Origin of the sequence: Paenibacillus sp. FSL R10-2788 (assembly GCF_038003885.1) — a bacterium.
Taxonomy (GTDB): domain Bacteria; phylum Bacillota; class Bacilli; order Paenibacillales; family Paenibacillaceae; genus Paenibacillus_AQ; species Paenibacillus_AQ odorifer.
In genome coordinates, this window is the sequence record NZ_JBBOQA010000001.1 from 713,619 (window position 1) to 739,097 (window position 25,479).

Here is a 25,479-nt window from a genome sequence, read left to right on the forward strand (position 1 = left end):
CGGGCAAGAACGCTTAGATCCGCTATCTAATTTATGCCATAGCAAGGAAGGTTCTGCATGAAGTTTTATCACTCTCTGATTATGAGAGGCGTGTCCTCCTTTCCTTGACGATGAGAATTAACCATGAGTATAATGAATCCAATAATCAAGGGAGGCACGTAATGAACAAGCCAAATGAAATTATCGTCGTTCTCGATTTTGGAGGACAATACAACCAACTTATCGCGCGCAGAATTCGGGACCTGGGAGTATACAGCGAACTTTTGCCGTACAATACGCCAGTTGACAAGATTAAAGCACTTTCGCCTAAAGGAATTGTCTTCTCCGGCGGACCTAGCAGTGTATACGCTGAAGATGCACCACACGTAGATCCGGCTATTTATGATCTAGGAGTGCCGATCTTCGGTATTTGTTATGGTATGCAGCTGATGGCTCATCAGCTTGATGGTAAAGTAGAACGTTCAGCTAAACGGGAATATGGTAAAGCTGATGTTGACTTTGCAGAAGGAACTGCTTTAGTTGCAGGATTGGAGAACCGCCAGACTGTATGGATGAGCCACGGTGACCATGTAGTTGAGCTTCCAACAGGCTTCAAGCTGGATGCAGGTACAGAAAGTGCTCCAATTGCAGCAATGAGCAATGCGGAGCGCAAATTGTTCGCTGTGCAATTCCACCCAGAAGTACGTCACTCCGTTCAAGGTAACGAGATGATCTCGAACTTCTTATACCAAGTTTGTGGTTGCGACGGCAAATGGACAATGGAATCGTTTATCGATGAAGCCGTTCAAGATATTCGCAATCAAGTCGGAGATAAAAAAGTACTCTGCGCTCTTAGTGGCGGAGTGGATTCTTCCGTTGTGGCTATGCTTATCCACCGTGCAATTGGAGATCAATTGACTTGTATGTTTATTGACCACGGTCTTCTGCGTAAAGGTGAAGCAGAAAGCGTTATGGAGACTTTCGTAGGCAAATTCGATATTCATGTAGTGAAAATCGATGCACGCGATCGCTTCATGAGCAAACTTGCAGGTGTTGAAGACCCTGAGCAAAAACGTAAAATCATTGGTAACGAGTTTATCTACTGCTTCGACGAAGAGTCAGCTAAGCTCGGAGATTTTTCATTCCTTGCACAAGGTACGCTTTATACGGATATCGTTGAGAGTGGAACAGCTACAGCGCAAACCATTAAATCCCACCACAATGTGGGCGGTCTGCCAGAAGATATGAAATTCAGCTTGATCGAGCCGCTAAACACCTTGTTTAAGGATGAAGTTCGTAAACTCGGTGAAGAGCTGGGCATGCCACGTGCGATCGTATGGCGTCAGCCTTTCCCAGGTCCAGGTCTTGCTATTCGTGTCTTGGGTGAAGTAACAGAGGACAAGCTTACCATCGTTCGTGATTCTGACTACATTCTGCAAGAAGAAATTGCTAAAGCAGGATTAGACCGTGAAATTTGGCAATACTTCACTGCACTTCCTAACATGAAGAGTGTCGGAGTTATGGGTGATGCTCGTACGTATTCCTACACAGTAGGTGTCCGCGCAGTAACTTCCATCGATGGCATGACCGCTGACTGGGCACGTATCCCATGGGATGTTCTTGAAAAAATCTCTGTACGTATTGTCAACGAAGTTGAGAACGTAAACCGTGTAGTGTATGACATTACTTCGAAACCACCTGCAACGATTGAGTGGGAATAGCATATAGCAATAAGAAACCTGCAGCTCCTTATTTATTAAGGGACTGCAGGTTTTTTTATTAACCGTGAAGCTTGTGACGGACCCTATATAGCAACTATAGAGAATGTGATAAACTGGAAAAAATAAACTTACAGGAGCCAGTAGAATGGGATTCTCACTTATTGGAACACTAATAGCTATGGTTATTCTTGCCCCAAGTTTGCTGATAATTAAGTTTCCGCCCGATCATGTTCCCAGCGGTTTAAAAGATGCCGGCATCGTCTATACCCTTTTGGAGAGAGTAGGGCAGTTGGGGGGTATAGCCATTCTTGTGATTTCAAAGGATAACTTCGAAAATGTAGAATTCGGGATCTGGGCTGGACTTATCTTTGTGTTTATCACGATTTATTACGGTTTATGGATTCGTTATATGGTTAAGGGACAGCAATTCAGATTATTATGGGCTCCATTATTGTTTCTTCCGATTCCCATGGCAGTTCTCCCTGTTTGTGCATTTGGATTTGCGGCTATATGGGGCAGATCTTTTTGGTTAGGTATTGCAGTGATTTGTTTAGCTATAGGGCATTTTGCTAATTCTTGGCATAGCTATCAGTATTCCAAAGACCAATAAGCTAGGGCATGTTGAAACTGTTTTATAGGGAAAAATACCCATTTAATAAGGCTTTTGATAGTTAATAAGCTGCATGATTTAATGGATTTTGGGGTTGGAGTTAAAGATAAAAATGTATGAATTACGAACAATAGAAAAAATAAAGTCGAAAATGTTCGCTTTTTTCATTGACAACTTATGTGATGTCCCCCTAAAATGATAAAGCACAACAACATAATTCTTTCGTATATTTCCGGGAATAGGCCTGGAAGTTTCTACGAGGTCACCGTAATGACCTGGCTACGATTAAGAAGAGCTGAGCAACCCGTATTAGCCTGAATCTAGGGCTATAGTCATGGGTGCTACTCTTTTTTTCGAACCGGTGTCGATCAGATACCGGCTTTTTGTTGCTGTCAGCCACAACATACCTTAGGGGGAGAACAATTTGAATCGGTTTTTCAAGTTGAAAGAGAACGGCACTACAGTACGTACAGAGATAATGGCCGGCTTGACTACGTTCATGGCTATGGCTTACATCCTGTCGGTTAATCCGAGCACATTAACAGCATTTGGCCGCATCGATATGGGCTGGTACTCTGTATTTCTAGCGACTGCGCTGGCAGCAGGTATTTTCACCATTGCAATGGGCGTGTTTATAAACTTTCCAGTAGCATTGGCACCAGGTATGGGACTTAATGCATACTTTGCTTCCGTAATTTTGTCTTCTGCAACCTCAGAACATCCATTCACTTGGCAAATGGGTCTGACTGCAGTATTTATTTCCGGTTTGATCTTCATCCTGCTCACGGTTACCCGAGTGCGGCAGATCTTACTGACAGCCATTCCTGACAGCTTGAAGCATGCCATTACCGTAGGTATCGGGATGTTCATTACAATCCTTGGGCTTAAGAACAGTGGTTTGATGACGATTGGTGTCGAAGCTGGTAAAGATATTTCCGCCAATACATTCACAGACGTCCTATCCTTTGAAACAATCATTCATATGGGTAGTCTAGAGAACACTGATGTACAATTGGTAATTATCGGATTGCTTCTTATTTCCATCCTGATGGTACTGCAAGTTAAAGGTGCGATTTTATTCGGTATCTTGGGTACAACCCTCGCGGGTATACTGATGGGTGTAGTTGATTTTGGCTCATTGTCCAGTCCGACAACCCCTTGGGTGCCTGACCTGACGCAATTGAACTTTTTCGAATTTGACTGGGATGGTATCCTGCACACCGGTATTGTTTCAGCAATCGCAACATTCACTTTTGTAGAATTGTTCGATACATTTGGTACACTTGTAGGTACTGCTCAACGCGCTGGTATTATGGACAACCCTGAAGAAGGTAACAAACGTGTAGGTAATGCAATGTTTGTCGATGCTATCGCTGTAGCTGGTGGTGCGGCATTGGGTACTTCCACTACTACTGCTTTTGTAGAAAGCGCGGCAGGTGTTGCTGAAGGTGGACGTACAGGTCTTACAGCTGTAACAACGGGTGTGTGCTTCTTGCTTGCGTTATTCCTTGCACCAATAGTGGCTCTGATCCCTGGATCTGCTACAGCTGCAGCATTGATTGTCGTAGGCGTGCTCATGGCACAATCGATTCGCGAAATTGATTTTCAAGATATGGTTGTTGCGATTCCAGCGTTCCTTACTCTAGTAATCATGCCTTTCACTTATAATATTGCTAATGGTATTTCCTTTGGTATCGTAACTTATGTAATCCTTGCTTGTGTAGCTAACCTTGCTGGCAAGAAAAAATACGATATTCACTGGATGATGTGGGTACTTGCTATTCTGATTATTCTCCGTTATGTATTTCTTGGTAGTGCGGGCTAACTCATATATAGCATACAGATGTGCATTCAAAGGCTCCTTCATAACTGAGGGGGCCCTTTTTTTTATATTTTTGTTGGCACTTAACCGTTCAGGTTAGTCTATGTTTCTAGCTTTTCATCATCTATGATTTAGATTATATTGTTGAAGAGGTGATGTTCAGGACGAGGCAGCCTTGGTGTTAGAGTCCAATTTGTTACCCACCTTGATCCTGATCTCTGTTTATTTTGTACTGAAAATACTTCAAACCCCTAGGTGGTCCTATGGTCTTACCATTTTGTTAGTTCTCTCGCTTTATGCATATAGAATGGCCTGTTTTTTTTGCTCCGGCATTTGCTTTAGCCACTACGATTCTTCTATTCTATATAAGAGTCTATATAAGAGCCTTGAAGCTTAGGCGATCCTATGGAATGGAGTATTGTGGATGGAAGGGTTTGCGATCCAGATAAGGTAAACATGCCCTATATTTATATGCTCTTTTATGAGAAAATCAATCCAAATGATTTCTTAGCAACGGTGAAATACACTAATTCGGGAGCTTTTTTTCAGAAGGTATATGCTTTTGGCTGGACTAAGATGAATATAGGACGAGGTGAGGTTGGGACGATGATCAAGAGTACACGTGCGGCCGTAATGACTGTATTGATGCTGTTATTGTTTGTGCTTCCTGTAACAAGCATTTATGCAGAGGGGAATCTATTGCAGAACCCTGGCTTTGAGGAGGGGGGAGATGATGCGCCTTCTAACTGGACTAAGGATATGTGGATTTCAGGAGACAACTCAGGCCTACTTTCAATCCAATCGGAGGAAGTTCATTCCGGCAGCAAGGCGGCAGTCATTGAGAATATCGAACCCAATCATTTGAAATGGGTGCAGACGATTGAGGCTACGCCGAATAGTTATTATAGAATCTCTGGATGGATCAAAGTAGTAAGTACAGCAGGCGAGGGAATAGGCGCCAACATTCTTGCCGTTGGAGTAGGCGGGGGGTATCCCAGCGTAACTGATACGGCAGGTGAATGGCAGTATCTTGAATATATCGGCCAGACAGGACCGGAGCAGAAGTCATTTGGCATAGGCGCAAGTCTGGGCGGCTACTCTAGCTTAATTCAAGGTAAGGCTTATTTTGATGATTTTGCTGTAGAAAAATTAGACGCGGCTCCCGAAGGGGCTAACGTCATTTCGCTGGATAGTGCAGCGGTTAGTCCAGATGCAGGCGACAAAAAGGCAGACACTCCACATAAAGTATCTCCAACTAAGATGTTGCTGATCTCAGCGCTGTTTAGTGTGTTTTTTGCAGTGCTTTATACTAAAGCATTCCGTAGTGAGAAGCTTATGAAGCAGCCTGAGAATATTTATTCCAAATGGCTGAGTATTGCCATCGGAGTTGCTTTTATCCTGAGGGTGTGGATTGGTCTTACCGCGCAAGGATATCAGAATGATATGAATACCTTTATTTCTTGGGGACAGCGTATGGTGGATTTAGGTCCAGGCAAATTTTATGAAGAAGGTTATTTTGCCGATTATCCTCCAGGCTATTTGTACATATTGTACGTGCTTAGCGCCATACGTGGCGTTTTAGGATTCACTCAGGGCTCAGGTGGAGAAAATTTACTCTTCAAGCTCCCTGCGATTCTTTCTGATTTGGTGCTCGGCTACTTCATTTATCAAATGTCACGCAAAAAACTCGGCACCGGAATAGCTTTCGGCTTAATGTTGTTGTTTCTGTTTAATCCAGCGGTACTTATTAATTCAGCGGCTTGGGGACAAGCGGATTCATTCTTTTTGATCTTCCTGCTGCTCAGTATCCATGGCGCTGCGAACAAAAAGTTTGTTCGCTCCGCAATTTTGTTTGCCTTAGCGACGCTAATTAAACCGCAAGCGTTGATATTCACGCCGGTATTGTTGTTTGCTTTTTATCATCACCGCGCTTGGAAGCAGCTTGGATTCGGAGCTTTGTATGGATTAGGGATCTTCGGATTGCTTGCGGCACCATTTTTCTGGAATAACGGAGGTCTGATAGGGATTATTGATCTTTACAAGAGTACGTTATCTTCCTATCCGTATTCTTCAGTGAATGCATTTAATCTGTATGCACTGACTGATCCGATGTGGTCATCCCTTGATCTAACCTGGCTTGGCATTCCATACCGTGTATGGGGCTTCATATTTATTTTAGTGGCTGTAGCTGTTGCGGCATTTTATTCCTTTAAAAAGGATCGCTTGGACCTGACCAAATCCTATTTTATCGGCATGGTGCTTATAGTAGTGGTCTTTGTGCTTGGCACCAAAATGCATGAACGTTATATGTTCCCTGCTCTTATTCTTTGTTTGTTTACTTATATAGAAAGTCGGGACCGCCGCTTTTTATCGCTATTTCTCGGATTCAGCTTAACGCAATACATCAATGTGGCGTACACCTTATCCCACCTGAATGCAGATGTTAGCCCGGGTGCAGACGGAATCGTATTAGTGACTGCTATAGCTAATCTAGCATTACTGCTTTATATGCTGAATATCGGTTACGATGTGTATGTCCGCAAGGGTATAAAACCTCTTCCAGCACCAATTACACTGGAAGAACAATATGAAGAAGATTTGAGAGTTGTCGGGCAAATTAAACCGCATCAGAAGGGAGGGCGATCTAACGATGAAGTTTAAGCGTATAGATTGGATATGCCTAATAGCTATTACGGCCGTTTACGCAGCGCTTGCTTTATATAATCTTGGCTCTACTAAATCTCCAGAGACTTTATGGGAGCCTGCTGCCAGTGGTGAAAGCTTCTATGTAGATTTGGGACAGAGTAAACCATTGGAACGGGTCAATATCTTTGGTGGCGTGGGCACGGGTAAGTTCAAGCTGGAATTCAGCGACAATCCTGAGGTCTGGAGCAGTCCGATGGATGTCAGTGAGGATGTCGGGAATGTCTTCATCTGGAAAAGCCAACCCCTGAACGTTACTGCGAGATATGTGAAGTTTACAGTTACCTCTCCAGGGTTCACTTTGAACGAAATGGCCTTTTATGAGCAGGGGGGAGAAAGAATACCCCTTCCTATTGCTGGTGTGACACCGGATGCTAACGCAGTTCCTAAAAGAGGAGCAGCGGCCAATCTTTTTGACGAGCAGTCGCTCATTCCGGAATATTCTAACTTTATGAATAGCACTTATTTTGACGAGATCTATCATGCGCGAACAGCTTATGAATATACACACGGGATTGTGCCTTACGAGAATACGCATCCACCGCTTGGTAAGTTGTTAATTGCCATAGGGATGGAGCTGTTCGGGGTCAATCCATTCGGCTGGCGTATTATCGGAACCTTGTTCGGAGTTGCCATGTTACCTCTCATATATGTAATGGCGCTGCGTTTGTTTAAGAAAAGCAAATACGCGGCCCTCGCGGCAGGATTGTTTGCACTGGATTTCATGCATTTCACACAGACAAGAATCTCCACGATTGACGTATACGGAGTATTCTTCATTATGTTGATGTTCTATTTTATGCAGCGGTATTACACAATGAATTTCTACAAGCAGCCTTTAAGAAAAACATTAATTCCGTTATTCTGGTCTGGCTTATTCTTCGGAATCGGCGTAGCTTCGAAATGGATTGTGCTCTATGGAGGAGCAGGGCTGGCCATTATGCTGGCTATCTCCCTTTTTGAACGCTACAGAGAATACCAAGCCTCCGGACGCCTGCTGGCCGAGGGGAAGATTAAAGACAAGGAATTGCTGGGCACCTGTCGTGAAGCGGTAGATTCTTTTTGGAAAAAGACTATTATTACGTTGGCTAGTTGTATCGGGTTCTTTGTAATTATTCCAGTAATTATTTATAGCTTATCTTTTGTGCCAGGGTTATCTGCATCAGCAGAGGGCTTCACTATTAAAGGGTTGATTGATTCCCAAAAGAATATGTACAACTATCACAGTCAGCTTGTAGCTACACATCCCTTTGCTTCCTCATGGTGGCAATGGCCGTTTATGAAGAGACCGGTCTGGTTCTTTAGCGGCGGTGAAGGTTTGCCGGAAGGTCAGGTCAGCAGTATAGTGACTATGGGGAATCCTCTTATCTGGTGGACGGGTATTTTTGCGATGCTGGCAACGCTGTGGATTACGCTGAAACGTAAAGATAAGAACCTCTACATGATCTGGATCGCCTTCTTCTCGCAATATGTTCCGTGGATGCTTGTCCCAAGAGAAACATTTATTTACCATTATTTTGCTATGGTACCATTTATGATTCTTGGTATTGTATATATAATGAAGTTGCTGGATAGTAAATTCCCTGAGGCCCGTTACGTACAGTATGTCTATGTAGCCGTTGCTTTGCTGCTCTTTATCGCTTTCTACCCGGTACTGTCAGGGATGCAGGTCAGTGGAGATTACGTGAAAGATATGCTGCGTTGGTTCCCTACTTGGGTTTTCTAGGATTTAATAAAAATCTATAAAATAAGTTTATGCATGCAGCGTTATTATGAAGTGTAGATGGATGTAACGCTCCAAAAAGCTTGTAGGAGGAATAAAGGTGAAAGCCAGATATAGTGTGATTGTACCCATGTTCAATGAGGAGCAAGTAATTAGCCATACTTATGAACGTTTGAAAAAAGTAATGGACGAGTGCGGCGATACTTATGAGCTGGTCTTCGTCAATGACGGCAGTCGTGATCGTTCCGCCCAGATGATTCGGGAGATCTGTGAACGAGACGAGCATGTCAAGCTGATTGACTTCTCGCGTAATTTCGGACATCAGGTAGCGATTACAGCTGGCATGGACTATGCCGAAGGTCAAGCGGTTGTTGTTATTGACGCTGATCTTCAGGATCCTCCGGAGGTCATTTTGCAAATGATCGAGAAGTGGAAAGAGGGCTACGACGTTGTATATGCGAAACGCCTGAAGCGCCACGGAGAAACGATGTTCAAAAAGGTCACCGCGAAGCTTTTTTACCGCCTGCTCAGCAGTATGACAAGTGTGGATATTCCTACGGATACAGGCGATTTCCGTCTTATTGACCGTAAGGTATGTGATGTCCTGCGGGGACTTAAAGAAAAGAACCGCTATGTCCGAGGTTTGGTGAGCTGGGTTGGCTTCAAGCAGACTATGGTGGAATATGAACGGGAAGAACGTTTTGCCGGAGAAACCAAATATCCGCTGAAGAAAATGATTCGTTTTGCGTTAGATGGCATCACCTCTTTTTCACATAAGCCGCTTAAGATTGCTACGTATATTGGATTCTTCCTTTCATTCTCTAGCTTTCTCTATTTATTTTTCGTCTTGTTTCAAAAGATATTTTTCACCTCCTGGACGGTTCCGGGCTGGGCTTCCATTGTAGGCGTCAATCTGCTCTTTAACGGTATCGTTCTGATGCTGTTAGGTGTGATTGGGGAGTATATCGGACGGATTTATGACGAGTCTAAAGATAGACCGCTATACATTGTTAGTGAGACTAAAGGCTACCAGAACGAAGAACAACTGGACCGCCGGAAGGACCACAATGATGTCAGATAAGAACTTGCGTGCTGCATTCATACAGTTCCTTAAATTTAATGCCGTAGGTTTGCTCAATACGCTTATTGATTTTGTGATTTTCACATTGTTGAATTCACTAGGGATGGTATACGCATTGGCGCAGGTGATCTCCTATAGTGCAGGTACGGCGAATAGCTTTATTTTGAATAAAAAAGTAACCTTTCGTGATCGCAACCGGGGGAATAAAGAAGGCTTCGACCGCGTGCAGCTGGTCAAGTTTATCGTGCTGAATCTGGTAGTGCTCGGAATATCACTGCTGCTAATGCATCTGTTGACAGACAGACTAGGTATTCAAGTCTTGATCTCAAAGGTGCTGGTTACATTTATCACGGTGATCATCAATTTCTTTGGAAGTCGTAAATGGGTATTTTAAACATTAATTTCAGGCAGAAGGAGTTGCTATGCTTAAAGGCAAGTAGCTGTTTCTGCTTGATTTGTATATAACCATAGAAACAATATACGGAGGTGAATAACATTGCGTAAATTCTCCTATCTACTCATACTGGCTGGGATACTTATCATGTTATATCCGACAGCTAACGAATGGTACAACGACAGGCAGCAGGAGAAGTTATTAGAAACGGCTGAACTAAGCACTGCCGATAGTACTCCCCAGCCAGATTTGAAGAGCAGGTATGCTGAAGTTACTCAGCTGTTAGCAGAGGAATCGGTTCTGGATGCTCAGGCACAGCCCCAACCCCAAGAGACAGAAAAGCCTGAACCGGAGATTGAGGTCGGTGGCAAAGTAATCGCACTAATTGAAATCGGTAAGATTGATTTGAAGCTGCCTGTATTAGAAGGGGCTACAAAAGCTAATATGAAACATGCTGCAGCCCATATGAAAGAAACGGCACCCCTTGGAGAGATCGGAAATGCTGCAATCGCGGCGCATCGGGCTAGAACTACGGGGCGTTTGTTTAACAGATTGAATGAGGTTGTTGTGGGGGATGTTATCACGGTAAAGACTAGTGATCAGGTGTTTAACTATGAGGTATACGATATTTCTGTTGTAGATCCGAGTGATGTCTCCGTTCTTGACGGGAATGACAAGGATAAGATTCTTACTCTGATTACATGTGATCCGCTAGTGAATCCAACGCATCGGCTGATTGTTCATGCCAAATTAACAAAAGGAGAATAGTGAATGACAAGAAAACACAAATACCGGGAGATATTTATAAAATAATGGGTAATCTAGTAAATTAGGTCTTGTTCACAACTATAAATATGATAGTATTATACTATGAAAGCTAAACACGATAACGGCAAACCTTCCGAAAGGTAGGGACGCAAAGCTAAAGGGCCTTTTCCCGAAAGGATGGCAGCCAGCTACCGAATGAAGAGGCTTTTTTTGTTTGTTTCAAATGGATTCTATCAATTATATCTAGTAAAGCTAGAACAGATAGAGCTTATACGATAACGGCAAACCTATCGAAAGGTAGGGACGCAAAGCTAAAGGGCCTTCCCGAAAGGATGGCAGCCAGCTACCGAAAGGAGTTTTATCCGTGAAAAAGGTTTATTTTATGCTGGTGGCGTTATTCGTCCTAATGACTTCAGTTCCGATAAGTACAGCTCAAGCTGCAAGTGCAGATGCCAGCTGGCTGATTACATCCAAAGTGGCTCAAGGTGTTATTGGTATTAACTATGATATTCCGAAAGATAAAAGAATCAAACTCATGATCACCAAAGATAACAGCAGCTATACATATAACTTGTATGCTTCTGGACAAGCTGAGGACTTCCCTTTGCAACAAGGAAATGGGACTTATAAGGTTTCTGTTCTGGAGAATACAACCGGCAATAAATATAAAGCGTTATATTCCGAAGTAGTAGACGTAACCATGAGTGACTCGAATTCCGTATATTTGGGCTCCGTACAGAATGTGAAATGGAGTTCTTCTGATAAAGCGATTGTCAAAGCTAAACAATTAGTACAAGGCAAAACAACAGACGAAGAGAAAGTTAAAGCGATCTATAACTATGTAGTTGCGAATGTACAATATGATTACTCTCTTGCTAATAGTGTAACTACTGATTATATTCCAAGCATCGATAAGACATTGACTACTAAAAAAGGGATTTGCTATGATTACGCTTCTCTTTTTGCCGCAATGCTGCGGAGTGTAGATGTTCCTGCTAAGTTGGTAATGGGGAATACAAGCTACGTTACGCAATATCATGCCTGGAACGAAGTGTTGCTTAATGGGAAGTGGGTTACCATTGATACTACAGTGGATGCAGGACTTGCAAAGAGTGATAAGAAAACCGATTTAATTAAAGCCTCAAGCAAATATACTGCGGCAAAATACTATTAAATTCGTTGCTATAAACATAACTCTATTAAATAAACAACTAGCTTAATTATTAAGCTAGTTGTTTATTTTTATATTAGGGGTTGCTTTTCTATTAATAGTTGGGGTATTATAGGTAAGCGTTGTTAGACAGCGTACAGGCGATACAAACGAGGCTGATAAAAAGCTTCGAAAAATAAAGCTTGCATTTCTGAAAACAACATGATATATTATAAGAGTTGCTGCTGAGACATTAAACGGCGTCAACGAGAACTTGATCTTTGAAAACTGAACAACGAGTGAGTAGGAAATCACGTAAGTGATATCCAAAATTAGAGAATTAATTTTCTCGTCAGATGTTTCAAAATGAGCATATCGCTCTTTTCAATACTAATTGGAGAGTTTGATCCTGGCTCAGGACGAACGCTGGCGGCGTGCCTAATACATGCAAGTCGAGCGGAGTTATTTTGAAAGCTTGCTTTCAAAATAACTTAGCGGCGGACGGGTGAGTAACACGTAGGCAACCTGCCCTTCAGACTGGGATAACTACCGGAAACGGTAGCTAATACCGGATAATTTCTTTTTTCTCCTGAGAGAAGAATGAAAGACGGAGCAATCTGTCACTGAGGGATGGGCCTGCGGCGCATTAGCTAGTTGGTGGGGTAACGGCCCACCAAGGCGACGATGCGTAGCCGACCTGAGAGGGTGAACGGCCACACTGGGACTGAGACACGGCCCAGACTCCTACGGGAGGCAGCAGTAGGGAATCTTCCGCAATGGGCGAAAGCCTGACGGAGCAACGCCGCGTGAGTGATGAAGGTTTTCGGATCGTAAAGCTCTGTTGCCAGGGAAGAACGTCCGGTAGAGTAACTGCTACCGGAGTGACGGTACCTGAGAAGAAAGCCCCGGCTAACTACGTGCCAGCAGCCGCGGTAATACGTAGGGGGCAAGCGTTGTCCGGAATTATTGGGCGTAAAGCGCGCGCAGGCGGCTATTTAAGTCTGGTGTTTAAACCTTGGGCTCAACCTGAGGTCGCACTGGAAACTGGGTGGCTTGAGTACAGAAGAGGAAAGTGGAATTCCACGTGTAGCGGTGAAATGCGTAGATATGTGGAGGAACACCAGTGGCGAAGGCGACTTTCTGGGCTGTAACTGACGCTGAGGCGCGAAAGCGTGGGGAGCAAACAGGATTAGATACCCTGGTAGTCCACGCCGTAAACGATGAGTGCTAGGTGTTAGGGGTTTCGATACCCTTGGTGCCGAAGTTAACACAGTAAGCACTCCGCCTGGGGAGTACGGTCGCAAGACTGAAACTCAAAGGAATTGACGGGGACCCGCACAAGCAGTGGAGTATGTGGTTTAATTCGAAGCAACGCGAAGAACCTTACCAGGTCTTGACATCCCTCTGAATCTGCTAGAGATAGCAGCGGCCTTCGGGACAGAGGAGACAGGTGGTGCATGGTTGTCGTCAGCTCGTGTCGTGAGATGTTGGGTTAAGTCCCGCAACGAGCGCAACCCTTAACTTTAGTTGCCAGCAGGTAATGCTGGGCACTCTAGAGTGACTGCCGGTGACAAACCGGAGGAAGGTGGGGATGACGTCAAATCATCATGCCCCTTATGACCTGGGCTACACACGTACTACAATGGCCGGTACAACGGGAAGCGAAGCCGCGAGGTGGAGCCAATCCCATCAAAGCCGGTCTCAGTTCGGATTGCAGGCTGCAACTCGCCTGCATGAAGTCGGAATTGCTAGTAATCGCGGATCAGCATGCCGCGGTGAATACGTTCCCGGGTCTTGTACACACCGCCCGTCACACCACGAGAGTTTACAACACCCGAAGTCGGTGGGGTAACCCGCAAGGGAGCCAGCCGCCGAAGGTGGGGTAGATGATTGGGGTGAAGTCGTAACAAGGTAGCCGTATCGGAAGGTGCGGCTGGATCACCTCCTTTCTATGGAGAATCGTTCTCTGCAATGAGGACATTCAAATCGGAAGCTCAGCTTCCAAAACTCAGGTTTAGGCCTGTTACTCACTCGTTGCTCAGTTTTGAGAGTTTAAGCTCTCAAGTAAGACTTGATCCTTGAAAACTGGATACCGAAACGAATTTGCGTTTTAGAACATCTTTTAGCAACTTGTGCAAACAAGTAAATGTTATTAGTGAGATGATTCCAAAAGAGAATGTCATCGTATGATATTTTCCTGCGGAAAAATCAAGGTTAAGCTAATAAGAGCACACGGAGGATGCCTAGGCGCCAGGAGCCGACGAAGGACGTGGCGAACAACGAAACTGCCTCGGGGAGCTGTAAGCAAGCTTTGATCCGGGGGTGTCCGAATGGGGAAACCCAGCTGTGGTAATTCGCAGTTACTCATACCTGAATACATAGGGTATGTAGAGGCAGACCAGGGGAACTGAAACATCTAAGTACCCTGAGGAAGAGAAAACAATAGTGATTCCGTCAGTAGCGGCGAGCGAACGCGGAACAGCCTAAACCAAGGGGCTTGCCTCTTGGGGTTGTGGGACGTCTCACATGGAGTTACAAAGGAATATGGTAGGTGAAGAGGTCTGGAAAGGCCCGCGATAGAGGTAAAAGCCCTGTAACCTAAACTGTGTTCTCTCCGAGACGGATCCCGAGTAGTGCGGGGCACGTGAAACCCCGTATGAATCCAGCAGGACCATCTGCTAAGGCTAAATACTACCTGGCGACCGATAGTGAAACAGTACCGTGAGGGAAAGGTGAAAAGCACCCCGGAAGGGGAGTGAAATAGAACCTGAAACCGTGTGCTTACAAAAAGTCAGAGCCCGATCTATGGGTGATGGCGTGCCTTTTGTAGAATGAACCGGCGAGTTACGTTTAACATGCAAGGTTAAGCCGAGAAGGTGGAGCCGCAGCGAAAGCGAGTCTGAATAGGGCGAATGAGTATGTGGACGTAGACCCGAAACCGTGTGATCTACCCCTGTCCAGGGTGAAGGTGCGGTAACACGCACTGGAGGCCCGAACCCACGTACGTTGAAAAGTGCGGGGATGAGGTGGGGGTAGCGGAGAAATTCCAATCGAACTCGGAGATAGCTGGTTCTCCCCGAAATAGCTTTAGGGCTAGCCTCGGTATAAGAGTAGTGGAGGTAGAGCACTGATTGGGTGCGGGGTCCGCAAGGATTACCAAGCTCAGTCAAACTCCGAATGCCATATACTTATTGCCGGGAGTCAGACAGTGAGTGCTAAGATCCATTGTCAAAAGGGAAACAGCCCAGACCATCAGCTAAGGTCCCCAAGTGTGTGTTAAGTGGGAAAGGATGTGGAGTTGCACAGACAACCAGGATGTTGGCTTAGAAGCAGCCACCATTGAAAGAGTGCGTAATAGCTCACTGGTCGAGTGACTCTGCGCCGAAAATGTAACGGGGCTAAACACACCACCGAAGCTATGGCTAGATACGTATGTATCTGGGGTAGGGGAGCGTTGTGTAGGGGTTGAAGGTGTACTGAAAAGAGCGCTGGACACTACACAAGTGAGAATGCCGGTATGAGTAACGAAAAGATCAGTGAGAATCTGATCCGCCGAAAGCCCAAGGTTTCCTGAGGAAGGCTCGTCCGCTCAGGGTAAGTCGGGACCTAAGGCGAGGCCGAAAGGCGTAGTCGAAGGACAACAGTTTGAAATTACTGTACCACCGTAATCCGCTATGAGCGATGGGGTGACGCAGGAGGGTAGTGACGCGGACTGATGGATGTCCGTCTAAGCAGTGAGGCTGATGTGTAGGCAAATCCGCACATCGTTAAGGCTGGGCTGTGATGGGGAGCGAAAATTGTAGTAGCGAAGGTCATGATCTCACACTGCCAAGAAAAGCCTCTAGCCAGGAGAAGGTGCCCGTACCGCAAACCGACACAGGTAGGCGAGAAGAGAATTCTAAGGCGCGCGGAAGAACTCTCGTTAAGGAACTCGGCAAAATGACCCCGTAACTTCGGGAGAAGGGGTGCCCCGGTAGTGTGAATAGCACGAGGGGGCCGCAGTGAAAAGGCCCAAGCGACTGTTTAGCAAAAACACAGGTCTGTGCGAAGCCGCAAGGCGAAGTATACGGGCTGACGCCTGCCCGGTGCTGGAAGGTTAAGGGGAGTGGTTAGGGGTAACCCGAAGCTATGAACCGAAGCCCCAGTAAACGGCGGCCGTAACTATAACGGTCCTAAGGTAGCGAAATTCCTTGTCAGGTAAATTCTGACCCGCACGAATGGCGTAACGACTTGGGCGCTGTCTCAACGAGAGATCCGGTGAAATTTTAATACCTGTGAAGATGCAGGTTACCCGCGACAAGACGGAAAGACCCCATGGAGCTTTACTGCAGCTTGATATTGAATTTGGGTACGATCTGTACAGGATAGGTGGGAGCCGTAGAAATCGGAGCGCAAGCTTCGGTGGAGGCGCCGTTGGGATACCACCCTGATCGTATCTAGGTTCTAACCTAGTACCCTAATCGGGTACGGGGACCGTGTCAGGCGGGCAGTTTGACTGGGGCGGTCGCCTCCTAAAGAGTAACGGAGGCGTTCCAAGGTTCCCTCAGAATGGTTGGAAATCATTCGCAGAGTGCAAAGGCATAAGGGAGCTTGACTGCGAGACCTACAAGTCGAGCAGGGACGAAAGTCGGACTTAGTGATCCGGTGGTACCGCATGGAAGGGCCATCGCTCAACGGATAAAAGCTACCCTGGGGATAACAGGCTTATCTCCCCCAAGAGTCCACATCGACGGGGAGGTTTGGCACCTCGATGTCGGCTCATCGCATCCTGGGGCTGAAGTAGGTCCCAAGGGTTGGGCTGTTCGCCCATTAAAGCGGTACGCGAGCTGGGTTCAGAACGTCGTGAGACAGTTCGGTCCCTATCTGTCGTGGGCGCAGGAAATTTGAGAGGAGCTGTCCTTAGTACGAGAGGACCGGGATGGACGTACCGCTGGTGCACCAGTTGTTCCGCCAGGAGCATGGCTGGGTAGCTACGTACGGACGGGATAAGCGCTGAAAGCATCTAAGCGTGAAGCCCCCCTCAAGATGAGATTTCCCAATTAGTAAGACCCCTTGAAGACGACGAGGTAGATAGGTTGGAGGTGGAAGTGCAGCAATGCATGGAGCTGACCAATACTAATCGGTCGAGGGCTTATCCTATACTTAGAATGCAGATTCGTTTCGGATTCAGTTTTCAGGCATCAAGCCTGAAATACGCTTAGAAATTCATTGTCACTTCTGGTGATGAACCGAATTTCACGCGGCAGCGTCTGTTTCACAGACGCATGTTTGGTGGCGATAGCGGAGGGGTTCCACGCGTACCCATCCCGAACACGACCGTTAAGCCCTCCAGCGCCGATGGTACTTGGACCGAAGGGTCCTGGGAGAGTAGGACGTTGCCAAGCACACGAAGCCATTGTTGATTTATCAACAATGGCTTTTTTGTTCCCTTTATCGCTTAATTTAAATAATGTGGATAAGTTATGGGGAATTAACGAAATTATAAAAGTTACTAACATGTGGATGAAATAATAAAATATATTCAAAAATGAAAGTAGTCCCCAATTTATGTGGATAGAGCAGTGGTATATGTGGACACTTCAAGTAAATGCAAGGATATTTTGCATGGCAGGAGGATAAACAATGGACAACAGTAGCAATCTTGTGTGGATAGAAGATTTTTCTGTACATGCGAGCGACACGGATTATCGTTCGCAGGGTAAGTTATCCTTTATTCTGGATATCATGCAATGTGCGGCAGACTTCGCAGTGGGTAATTTGGGGATAAGTGTGGAAGAGATTCTGAATGCAGGAATGGGCTGGACGATGATTACGTTAGATCTTGATTTTAAGCGTATTCCCCGCCCAAATGATGTGCTTAGCGTACATACCTGGAGTAAAGGCACTAAAGGGGCACTGTGGCAACGGGATTATCGTATTTTCGATGCAGATCATATAGAAATCGCCACAGCACGATCCATATGGGCTTTAGTAGATATTGAGAAGAGAAAGATACTTAGACCGAATGCCCTTCCAGTTCAGGTTAAGCACTATAATGGCGATTCAGTAGGCGATATGCCTGTTAAGGTAACGATCCCTTCTGATATTACTATGGAAGAAGTTTATCGGTATCAGGTAAGATATAGTGGGCTGGACAGCAACGGACATTTGAATAATGCCCGATACGGGGATTTATGTTGTGATGCGCTCACTTTAGCGGAATGGGATAATGCAGAGTTCACACGCTTCCGGATTACTTATCTACAAGAAGCTAAGTTTGGGGATGAACTGACTATTTTACGTTCAGCTGTAACGGATGATGGTATATATGTACGCGGTCAGAATAGTGATACTGTGTATTTTGAAGCATGTATAGCGTTAAAAGTGTCAAATAGTACGAATGAGTAATTAATTTATAAATATGGAATATTATTATAAAAGCGATTTCTCCGAACTTCAATCGGGGCAGTCGCTTTTTTTATTGAAAAACGGATAATGTTTCTAACATATTTGGAAAAATTTTTTGAGCCTGTCACAATTAAAGGGATCACATTCGTTATATAGTTGTAGTCAATAACAAGGAGGTGATTCTTTGGAACGTCGCAGCCCCGGGGTCCAAGTGAATCAAACAATAATTGAAGAGGCTATCGATCAGGTTCTTGCGGGTAACCGCGAAGCCTATAGAACTATAATACAAGCCTATGAAAGAAAGATTTATACGTATTGCTATTATATTTTGAGAAGTCATGAAGAAGCAGAGGATGCTGTGCAAGATATATTTGTAAAAGTGTATCAGGAACTCAGACGTTATGAGAAACGAGTCTCTTTTAGTGCATGGCTGTATAAAGTGGCCTATCATCATTGTCTGGATCAGGTTCGCAAACGCAAGCGAAGAAAGCGTCTGTTGTCGCTATATAAAGAGCAGCAGCCCAAAGCCTATTATAATCCTAACGATGAGGAGCCATTGCAGAAGTTATTTATGGATGACCTGACAGCCGAAGAGAGCAATCTTTTGATTCTTAAGGTGGTTGAGCAATACAGTTTTGAAGAAATGGGTCAGATTATGGATTGTAATTCAGCTACTTTACGCAAAAAATTTGAACGTCTACGCAAAAAGTTAGTCCGGCAAAGAATGAATGAAGGAGGCAGCCCTCATGGAGAAATGGCAAGATCCAACTGAAAGTCAGAAGATGGAGCACATTCGTCAAACATTCCAAAATTATGAAATGCCGGTAGACAGTTTCAGCGATTCAATTATGAAGCGAATAGGAGACGAGGGAATGGAAAAACGAGCGTCAAGAAAGAATGGAAATAAGTTCCTGAAAAAATCATTGGTGGCTGCCTCGGCAGCAGCAGTGTTGGGTGCGGGCATAATCGGTAGCGGATTTGTATCCCCGGTCATGGCTGAAACGTTGAAGCAGATTCCTGTTGTAGGAAGTATTTTCAAGGGAATTGACGATAAAGGTCTAAATGCTGCTGAGGAAAAAGGATTATCTACTGCCCCTAACCAAAGCGTTACTCATGATGGAGTGACCTTAAAGGTTACCGATGCCTATTATGACGGCTCGCGGTTGGCATTTGCGATTGAACGGGAAGGCATTGATAATGATAAGATGATGGCTGAGATGATTATTGAACCGATTGAGTTCGATCCATCGCTAACAGAACAACATGCGAAAGTGACAATGAACCAGTCCGAAAAAGGGTTGTTGGGTTCAGCAGAAGTGAAATTGCCGAATGGGAAAAAACTGGAGAGCCAAATGTCATCTTTTGGTGATGTTGAGGGAAAAAAGAATGCTATTTTATACGATTACAGAAATCTAAATAATATAGAGGCTTTGGGGGATGAATTTGAATTAAGCATCAGTGTGCCGGTTACACAAATTGCAGAGCCTTTTGTAATCAAGGTGCCGGTGAAAAAAGTAACGGAAGGAATTATCAAGCTTGATCTGAACCAAACAAAAGAGGCAGAAGAATTCAGTTATACGATTACCAAGCTGGAATTAACTCCAGCCACAAGCAGATTACAGCTCAGCGAAGAAGGTAAAGCGCCAACTGTGAAAGAAAAGGATGGATACACAACCTCTGAAATGTTCTATGAAATTGTTGATGAACTAGGCAATGCGTTCTCATCGGGTGGGTCATTTAACTTGCCAGCTATAGTCTATCCTTTGGTAGACAAAGATTTCATACCGTTCGCGCAAACACCAAAGACAATTACAGTTAAGCCGTTTACTTACTCCATCGATGAAAATCATAAAGCATTAAGGGATGAAGAGGGAAAACAAGTTAAACATTATTATCCGGAGCTTGAACAAACGATTCAGGTGGAGCTAAAGTAACTGTTAATCCCATAAGCAAAAAAAGTCCGTGTCTGCATAGCAGATACGGACTTTTTATTAAAAGAGAAGAATTTATAAGCTACACAACTATAACATCTTTATATTTCTAAAAGAACCGGTTGTCATCTATAAAAGACGACAACGTGGTCTCTTCTTGTAAAAATTCTAATGGAATATAAATTTCACTCACCGAGTTTTCGTTATCTGGTCCAAGGTACAATTCGCCATAATATTCCAATTCAAATGGAATGGACATCCTGTATTCTGTTTTCGGCAGCCAGATTCCGTAGATATATTTATAGGTAGAAGGGATATCACAAGACCGGCCTTTATGGATGAATTTCAGATAACGTATGGGTGGTATGATCTGAAGGGGGAAAGTCTGATTGTGGTCTGCTTTTATAGGACTAATTTCGCAGGCACACATGATCGAAAACCCATTACTCTCATAGTCATCTGGCCAGAAGCCAAGCTGATAATATTTTTCAGGCTGTATTCTATCCGATATAGTGGCTACCTTATTGAAAAGCAAAGGCCAAGTATCAGAAATGACGGAGAAATCATGGTCTACTTTAACTACGGGTCCTTGAAGTATAATTTCTCCGAAATCAACGAGCTGGGGGGAGAGATCACTATCAGAAAGGACTTGAAGTAGATCTTGTTCATTTAGTCTAGGGAGCAAAGGGAGTTTCGTTTCAGTAAGTCTTTTTCGAACAAGAGAGGGAGTCGTGTGCAGCATTCTTTTGAAGGCACGGGTAAAGGTCTCATAGTTACTAAAGTTATAGTCTAATGAGATGTCCTGGAGTGAGCGCTCTGGCATTCGATGAATGTCCAAGGCTGCTTCAGAGATTTTGCGTCTGGCTATATAGTCGCCGGGTGCTATCCCAGTGACTGCTTGAAATAGACGGGTGAAATGATAAAGGGAGTATCCCATTTCTTTGGAGAGGACAGCTACAGGAAGAAACGTGGTTAAGCGATCCTCAATGAGATCTAAGGCTTGAATGATTAGTTGGCGATTGTTCAAGAGATGTCCTCCCATAACAGTTAATAGAAATGGTGTCTAGCACGATTACTTCAATTATTTGCTGTCCAGTCGCCCCAAGCAGCAGCCCAATCGGGAACGGTCACTTCCATTACGCGATCTGCACTAGGAAAATAGGCTTTGATGTCGAGAACCGGTGTACCCGGATAGGCATCAAGCCCGGCCACCTCTACTATTCCAGAGTCTACATCGACGGACAGGATTGCTGCTACACTAAGCCCAATTGGATTAGGGCGAATAGGGGAACGGGAAGCAAATACTCCAGTTAAGGCCGCATCATAAGGAGGCTGAATCTGTGTAGTCTGCCGGAAATGATCATCTGCAAACTCATGCAGCCACCAAAGTACTTGGCAATGACTAAACTGAGATAAACCTTTAAGCGCCGGCCTAAATTCTGGGTTGATTTCAAGCTGCAAATTTTGTGCTGTACCTCTAACCCATCCTATAGGTACTATATTATAGCTTTCTTGTTCATTCATTGACTATGACTCCTTTCGGGTATCAGATATGATCTAGTGTATAACAGAGGCATACGGTAAAGCCTGACGATATTTGCTAACATTCATTTAATGCTATAATGAAATTTGATGTGGAAAGGGGAGCATTATGAAGACACTAGTATTGGCGGAGAAGCCGTCTGTTGCACGCGAGATTGCACGGGTCATGGGATGTAATAATAAACAGAAGAGTTATATTGAAGGTCCAAAATATGTGGTTACCTGGGCGCTTGGTCATTTGGTCGGCCTGGCAGAGCCTGAGGATTATAATAAAAAGTTTGCAACTTGGGCCTTGGAGGATCTGCCGATTTTGCCGGAGAAGACCAAGCTGAAGGTGCTGCGGGAGACCAACCAGCAATACAAGGCTGTCCAGCATCTAATGAAGCGTCAGGACATTGAGGAGCTTATTGTTGCTACAGATGCTGCCCGTGAAGGGGAGCTGCTGGCTCGCTGGATTATGAATATGGCAGGGTGGAAAAAGCCATTCCGGCGGTTATGGATATCCTCGCAGACTGATAAGGCAATTAAAGAGGGATTTGCAAAACTCCGTCCGGGTCGGGAATTTGATCGGTTGTATGAATCTGCACGTTGCCGCGCAGAGGCGGATTGGATGATTGGACTGAATGTCACGAGAGCTTTGACCTGTAAGTTCGGTTCGCCGCTCTCAGCGGGACGGGTACAAACGCCGACATTAGGGATGATCATGGATCGTGAACAGGAGATTACGGGTTTCCGTTCCGTCGATTTTGAGACGCTGACTGCTGATTTTGGGGATTTCCAAGCGGCATGGCGGGCCAGTAACGGTGATGGTCGGATATTCGAAAAGGATAAGACAGCCAGCTTAAAGGATAAGCTTACAGGACGCAGCGGCCGTATTATTAAGGTACAGAAGAGTGAGAAAAGTGAACCTCATCCACTGGCTTATGATCTGACTGAACTGCAGCGTGATGCGAACCGGAAGTTCGGCTTCTCCGCGAAGCAGACCTCCAGTGTGCTGCAGCGGTTATATGAGCAGCATAAACTTGTCACATACCCGCGTACGGACAGTCGTTACTTAACTTCAGATATGACGGGCACACTCAAGGAAAGACTGGATAGTGTTGCGGTCGGTCCATATGCAGCGTTAGCACGTCCATTGCTGCGCAAGCAGCTGCCGATTACGAAACGAATCGTGGATGATAGTAAAGTCAATGATCACCATGCTATTATTCCTACAGAACAGACCGTATTGTTAAATGGTCTGAGTACTGAGGAACGTAAGTTGTATGATCTGATTGTGCGGCGTTTTATAAGCTTGTTCTATCCGCCAGCTCGTTATGATGCGGTAGCTGTAACCGTCAATGTAGAAGGCGAAAATTTTCATGTCAAAGGGACGACGGTTAAAGATGCCGGTTGGCGCGAAGTATACGGCGGAGATATGAGTAGTGATGACGAGGAGGAATCTGCGGACGAGCCGGCAGCGGGCAGTGTAAAGCTGCCTGAGCTGCGCGAAGGGGCTGCTGTCACGATTAGCCGCTGTATGGTGCGTGCTGGCCGAACGCAGCCACCGAAGCGTTATAATGAAGCTTCGCTGTTGACGCAAATGGAGAAACACGGCCTCGGAACCCCGGCTACCCGCGCGGATATTATTGAGAAGCTGGTAAGCTCCGATACGATTGAGCGGCAAGGTAATCTCCTGCATCCGACAGGAAAAGGTAAGCAGTTAATCGAGCTGGTATCCACTCAGCTACGTACCCCGGATCTAACCGCACGTTGGGAAGCTGAGCTGGAGAAAATAGCGCGTGGTCAAGGCAAACCGGAGCTCTTTTTACAAGGTATCCGCAGTATGGCACAGGAATTGGTAACAGGTGTGAAAACTAGCGGAGCAGAATATAAGCCGCATAATGTCTCTAACAGCCATTGTCCGGAATGCGGTACAAGACTACTCGAGAAGAAGAGCAAACGAGGGAAGCTGCTGGTATGTCCTGCAGATAACTGTGGTTACACCCGTGCAGGTGAGAAAAGACTATCGAATCGCCGCTGCCCACAGTGCCATAAGAAAATGGAGCTTAAAGAGGGTAAAGCAGGCATGTTCGTACAATGTCTAGGCTGTGGAATCACAGAGACCTTAGATAAGGATCACAAGCATGTTAATAAACGTGAACAGCAAAAGCTGGTGCAGCAATACAGTAAGCAGGAAAGCATTGGTTCTAACCTTGGGGAACTGCTGAAAGCAGCGCTTGAAGGACAAAAGAAGGATAAGTAGTAGGAATCATCGGATGGTTAGCTTCAATTAAAACGAATGATTAGAATAATGAAGGCTGCTGAGTGTGCTCAGTAGTCTTTTTTCTATCCTAGTAAGTTTATGTGGTCTACGGATAGGCTTTGAATTAGAATGGTAAGCAAATGAGTGGAGCAGGTGATTAGGTGGCAGCTGAGCAGCAGGCGAATCCGTTGAAAGCGGCAGATCGCCCACAGGGGCAAGGAAGCAGCAGGTTTTTCTTTTTGGTTATTGTATTTATGTTTTGGTTCTCTTCTTATATTTATGTGCCGGTGCTTTCACCATATGTTGAGCATTTGGGATCATCGTATTTTATGGTGGGTATGGTGCTTGGGATATATGGGTTAATGCAGATCCTATTCCGTATACCCATTGGCATCGGTTCAGATTATTTAAATAGGCGGCGGCCGTTTATCTATCTGGGATTGATTGCGAGTGGAGTCAGCTGTTTTCTTTTTATGTGGGGAGCACAGCCGGGTTGGGCGTTGGCAGCACGTGCGGTATCCGGGATAGCAGCATCGGCATGGGTTGTGTACTCTGTGATGTTCGCAGGATATTTTCCAAAAGAGGAAGCTGGAAAAGCGATGGGCATGCTGCAATTTACTACAGTAATCGCCCAATTGACCAGCATGATGATCAGCGGCTATATGGTAGAGCATTGGGGCTGGAATGCCCCCTTCCTGATTGGTGGAATTGTAGCTATTGCGGCACTAATTCTTGCGCTTCGGTTACCGGAACAAAAGCAGGAAAAACGGCAAAATGCCATACAGATCAAGGAGCTGGCTGGTGTCGTAAAGGAACCTCTGCTGGTAAAAGTCTCGCTGTTGTCTGTGCTGGCGCACTGTGTGCTATTTATAACGATGTTCGGATATACTCCGAACCAGGCGCTGAATATCGGAGCAAGCAAAGAAAGTTTGGGCTGGCTAACACTCGCTTTTATGATTCCGCATGCCATCGCAACACTCTACGGTTCACGTCTGTTTGGAGGGCTACTGGGTGATAGAGGGAAGCTTATGCTAGGCTTTGCGGGAAGCGCACTGTTTACGCTGCTCATTCCTTCTATGCCGACATTAGCGGCGCTTTGTCTGACTCAGGTGGGGAATGGTTTTATGCAGGGACTTATTTTTCCGCTGCTGTTGAGTAAATCCGTATCAGAAATAGATCCCTTTAAACGGGCTACAGCTATGGGGTTCTATCAGGCCGTTTATGCGATAGGGATGTCAGCAGGGCCATTTGTAGCAGGTTGGATGAGCTCTGTATATGGCTTGACCGGAGGATTCTGGTTAGGTGGGATTGCGGCGGCGTTGGCTACAATTTTATCCTGGGTATGGATGAAGGATACGAAGCAGAAGCAGCTAAAAGAAACTTAACAGACTTGGCAGAGCGTGTAAGGATGATTGGTTTTTTG

Annotated in this window: 16 protein-coding genes, 3 rRNA genes and 3 riboswitches; of the genes, 17 read left to right on the forward strand and 2 right to left on the reverse strand. The window is 45.2% G+C overall.

Annotated features, from left to right (window positions below; genetic code table 11):
- Positions 1 to 161: 161 nt before the first annotated feature.
- The 15 genes from guaA (at position 162) to NSQ50_RS03225 (ending at position 20,272) form a co-directional block, all read left to right on the forward strand.
- On the forward strand, positions 162 to 1,700 hold the full coding sequence (guaA, locus tag NSQ50_RS03155) for a glutamine-hydrolyzing GMP synthase (RefSeq protein WP_036679874.1): 1,539 nt from the start codon (positions 162 to 164) through the stop codon (positions 1,698 to 1,700).
- Positions 1,701 to 1,845: 145 nt separating this feature from the next.
- The gene (locus NSQ50_RS03160; RefSeq protein ID WP_038568636.1) at positions 1,846 to 2,310 is read left to right on the forward strand and encodes a hypothetical protein; all 465 of its coding nucleotides are present in this window, start codon (positions 1,846 to 1,848) and stop codon (positions 2,308 to 2,310) included.
- Positions 2,311 to 2,512: 202 nt separating this feature from the next.
- Positions 2,513 to 2,612, forward strand: a riboswitch (purine riboswitch).
- 122 nt (positions 2,613 to 2,734) lie between these two features.
- Positions 2,735 to 4,135, forward strand: coding sequence for an NCS2 family permease (locus tag NSQ50_RS03165; RefSeq protein ID WP_036679893.1), 1,401 nt, complete (start codon positions 2,735 to 2,737; stop codon positions 4,133 to 4,135).
- Positions 4,136 to 4,537: 402 nt separating this feature from the next.
- Positions 4,538 to 6,793 (forward strand): glycosyltransferase 87 family protein, encoded by a 2,256-nt coding sequence (locus tag NSQ50_RS03170; RefSeq protein ID WP_076223339.1) that lies wholly within the window; start codon positions 4,538 to 4,540, stop codon positions 6,791 to 6,793.
- Positions 6,783 to 8,561 (forward strand): phospholipid carrier-dependent glycosyltransferase, encoded by a 1,779-nt coding sequence (locus NSQ50_RS03175; RefSeq protein ID WP_076106075.1) that lies wholly within the window; start codon positions 6,783 to 6,785, stop codon positions 8,559 to 8,561. Before NSQ50_RS03170 ends, NSQ50_RS03175 begins: the two co-directional genes overlap by 11 nt.
- Positions 8,562 to 8,658: 97 nt before the next feature.
- Complete coding sequence (locus NSQ50_RS03180; RefSeq protein WP_038568643.1) at positions 8,659 to 9,639, forward strand: glycosyltransferase family 2 protein; 981 nt, start codon at positions 8,659 to 8,661, stop codon at positions 9,637 to 9,639.
- The gene (locus NSQ50_RS03185) at positions 9,626 to 10,033 is read left to right on the forward strand and encodes a GtrA family protein (protein WP_036679899.1); all 408 of its coding nucleotides are present in this window, start codon (positions 9,626 to 9,628) and stop codon (positions 10,031 to 10,033) included. The genes NSQ50_RS03180 and NSQ50_RS03185 overlap by 14 nt, the downstream gene beginning before the upstream one ends.
- 102 nt (positions 10,034 to 10,135) lie before the next feature.
- Entirely contained in the window at positions 10,136 to 10,801 is a 666-nt protein-coding gene (locus NSQ50_RS03190) for a class D sortase (RefSeq protein ID WP_244886418.1), read from the forward strand.
- 113 nt (positions 10,802 to 10,914) lie between these two features.
- A riboswitch (cyclic di-GMP riboswitch) is annotated at positions 10,915 to 10,997 on the forward strand.
- A gap of 74 nt (positions 10,998 to 11,071) precedes the next feature.
- Positions 11,072 to 11,152, forward strand: a riboswitch (cyclic di-GMP riboswitch).
- A gap of 13 nt (positions 11,153 to 11,165) precedes the next feature.
- Positions 11,166 to 11,975 (forward strand): transglutaminase-like domain-containing protein, encoded by an 810-nt coding sequence (locus tag NSQ50_RS03195; protein ID WP_081383731.1) that lies wholly within the window; start codon positions 11,166 to 11,168, stop codon positions 11,973 to 11,975.
- 367 nt (positions 11,976 to 12,342) lie between these two features.
- A 16S ribosomal RNA gene (locus tag NSQ50_RS03200) occupies positions 12,343 to 13,900 on the forward strand.
- Positions 13,901 to 14,163: 263 nt separating this feature from the next.
- Positions 14,164 to 17,090 (forward strand): 23S ribosomal RNA (locus tag NSQ50_RS03205).
- A gap of 128 nt (positions 17,091 to 17,218) precedes the next feature.
- A 5S ribosomal RNA gene (rrf, locus tag NSQ50_RS03210) occupies positions 17,219 to 17,335 on the forward strand.
- The 16S, 23S and 5S rRNA genes sit together here, the layout of an rRNA operon.
- A gap of 238 nt (positions 17,336 to 17,573) precedes the next feature.
- On the forward strand, positions 17,574 to 18,338 hold the full coding sequence (locus tag NSQ50_RS03215) for an acyl-[acyl-carrier-protein] thioesterase (RefSeq protein WP_076225246.1): 765 nt from the start codon (positions 17,574 to 17,576) through the stop codon (positions 18,336 to 18,338).
- Between the two features lie 184 nt (positions 18,339 to 18,522).
- The gene (locus NSQ50_RS03220) at positions 18,523 to 19,110 is read left to right on the forward strand and encodes an RNA polymerase sigma factor (protein ID WP_036680935.1); all 588 of its coding nucleotides are present in this window, start codon (positions 18,523 to 18,525) and stop codon (positions 19,108 to 19,110) included.
- Entirely contained in the window at positions 19,085 to 20,272 is a 1,188-nt protein-coding gene (locus tag NSQ50_RS03225) for a DUF4179 domain-containing protein (protein WP_038568651.1), read from the forward strand. The genes NSQ50_RS03220 and NSQ50_RS03225 overlap by 26 nt, the downstream gene beginning before the upstream one ends.
- 106 nt (positions 20,273 to 20,378) lie before the next feature.
- Here NSQ50_RS03225 and NSQ50_RS03230 read toward each other — a convergent pair whose 3' ends face one another.
- Both NSQ50_RS03230 and tsaA read right to left on the reverse strand, forming a co-directional pair.
- Positions 20,379 to 21,296 (reverse strand): AraC family transcriptional regulator, encoded by a 918-nt coding sequence (locus NSQ50_RS03230; RefSeq protein ID WP_038568653.1) that lies wholly within the window; start codon positions 21,294 to 21,296, stop codon positions 20,379 to 20,381.
- 50 nt (positions 21,297 to 21,346) lie between these two features.
- Positions 21,347 to 21,793 carry a tRNA (N6-threonylcarbamoyladenosine(37)-N6)-methyltransferase TrmO gene (gene tsaA / locus NSQ50_RS03235; RefSeq protein WP_038568655.1) on the reverse strand — a complete coding sequence of 149 codons (447 nt, stop codon included), beginning with the start codon at positions 21,791 to 21,793 and terminating at the stop codon, positions 21,347 to 21,349.
- A gap of 127 nt (positions 21,794 to 21,920) precedes the next feature.
- Here tsaA and NSQ50_RS03240 point away from each other — a divergent pair, with 127 nt between their 5' ends.
- Complete coding sequence (locus NSQ50_RS03240; RefSeq protein ID WP_076100599.1) at positions 21,921 to 24,056, forward strand: DNA topoisomerase III; 2,136 nt, start codon at positions 21,921 to 21,923, stop codon at positions 24,054 to 24,056.
- A gap of 161 nt (positions 24,057 to 24,217) precedes the next feature.
- Positions 24,218 to 25,441: an MFS transporter gene (locus NSQ50_RS03245; protein WP_052096757.1), complete on the forward strand. Its 1,224-nt coding sequence runs from the start codon at positions 24,218 to 24,220 to the stop codon at positions 25,439 to 25,441.
- Positions 25,442 to 25,479 lie beyond the last annotated feature (38 nt).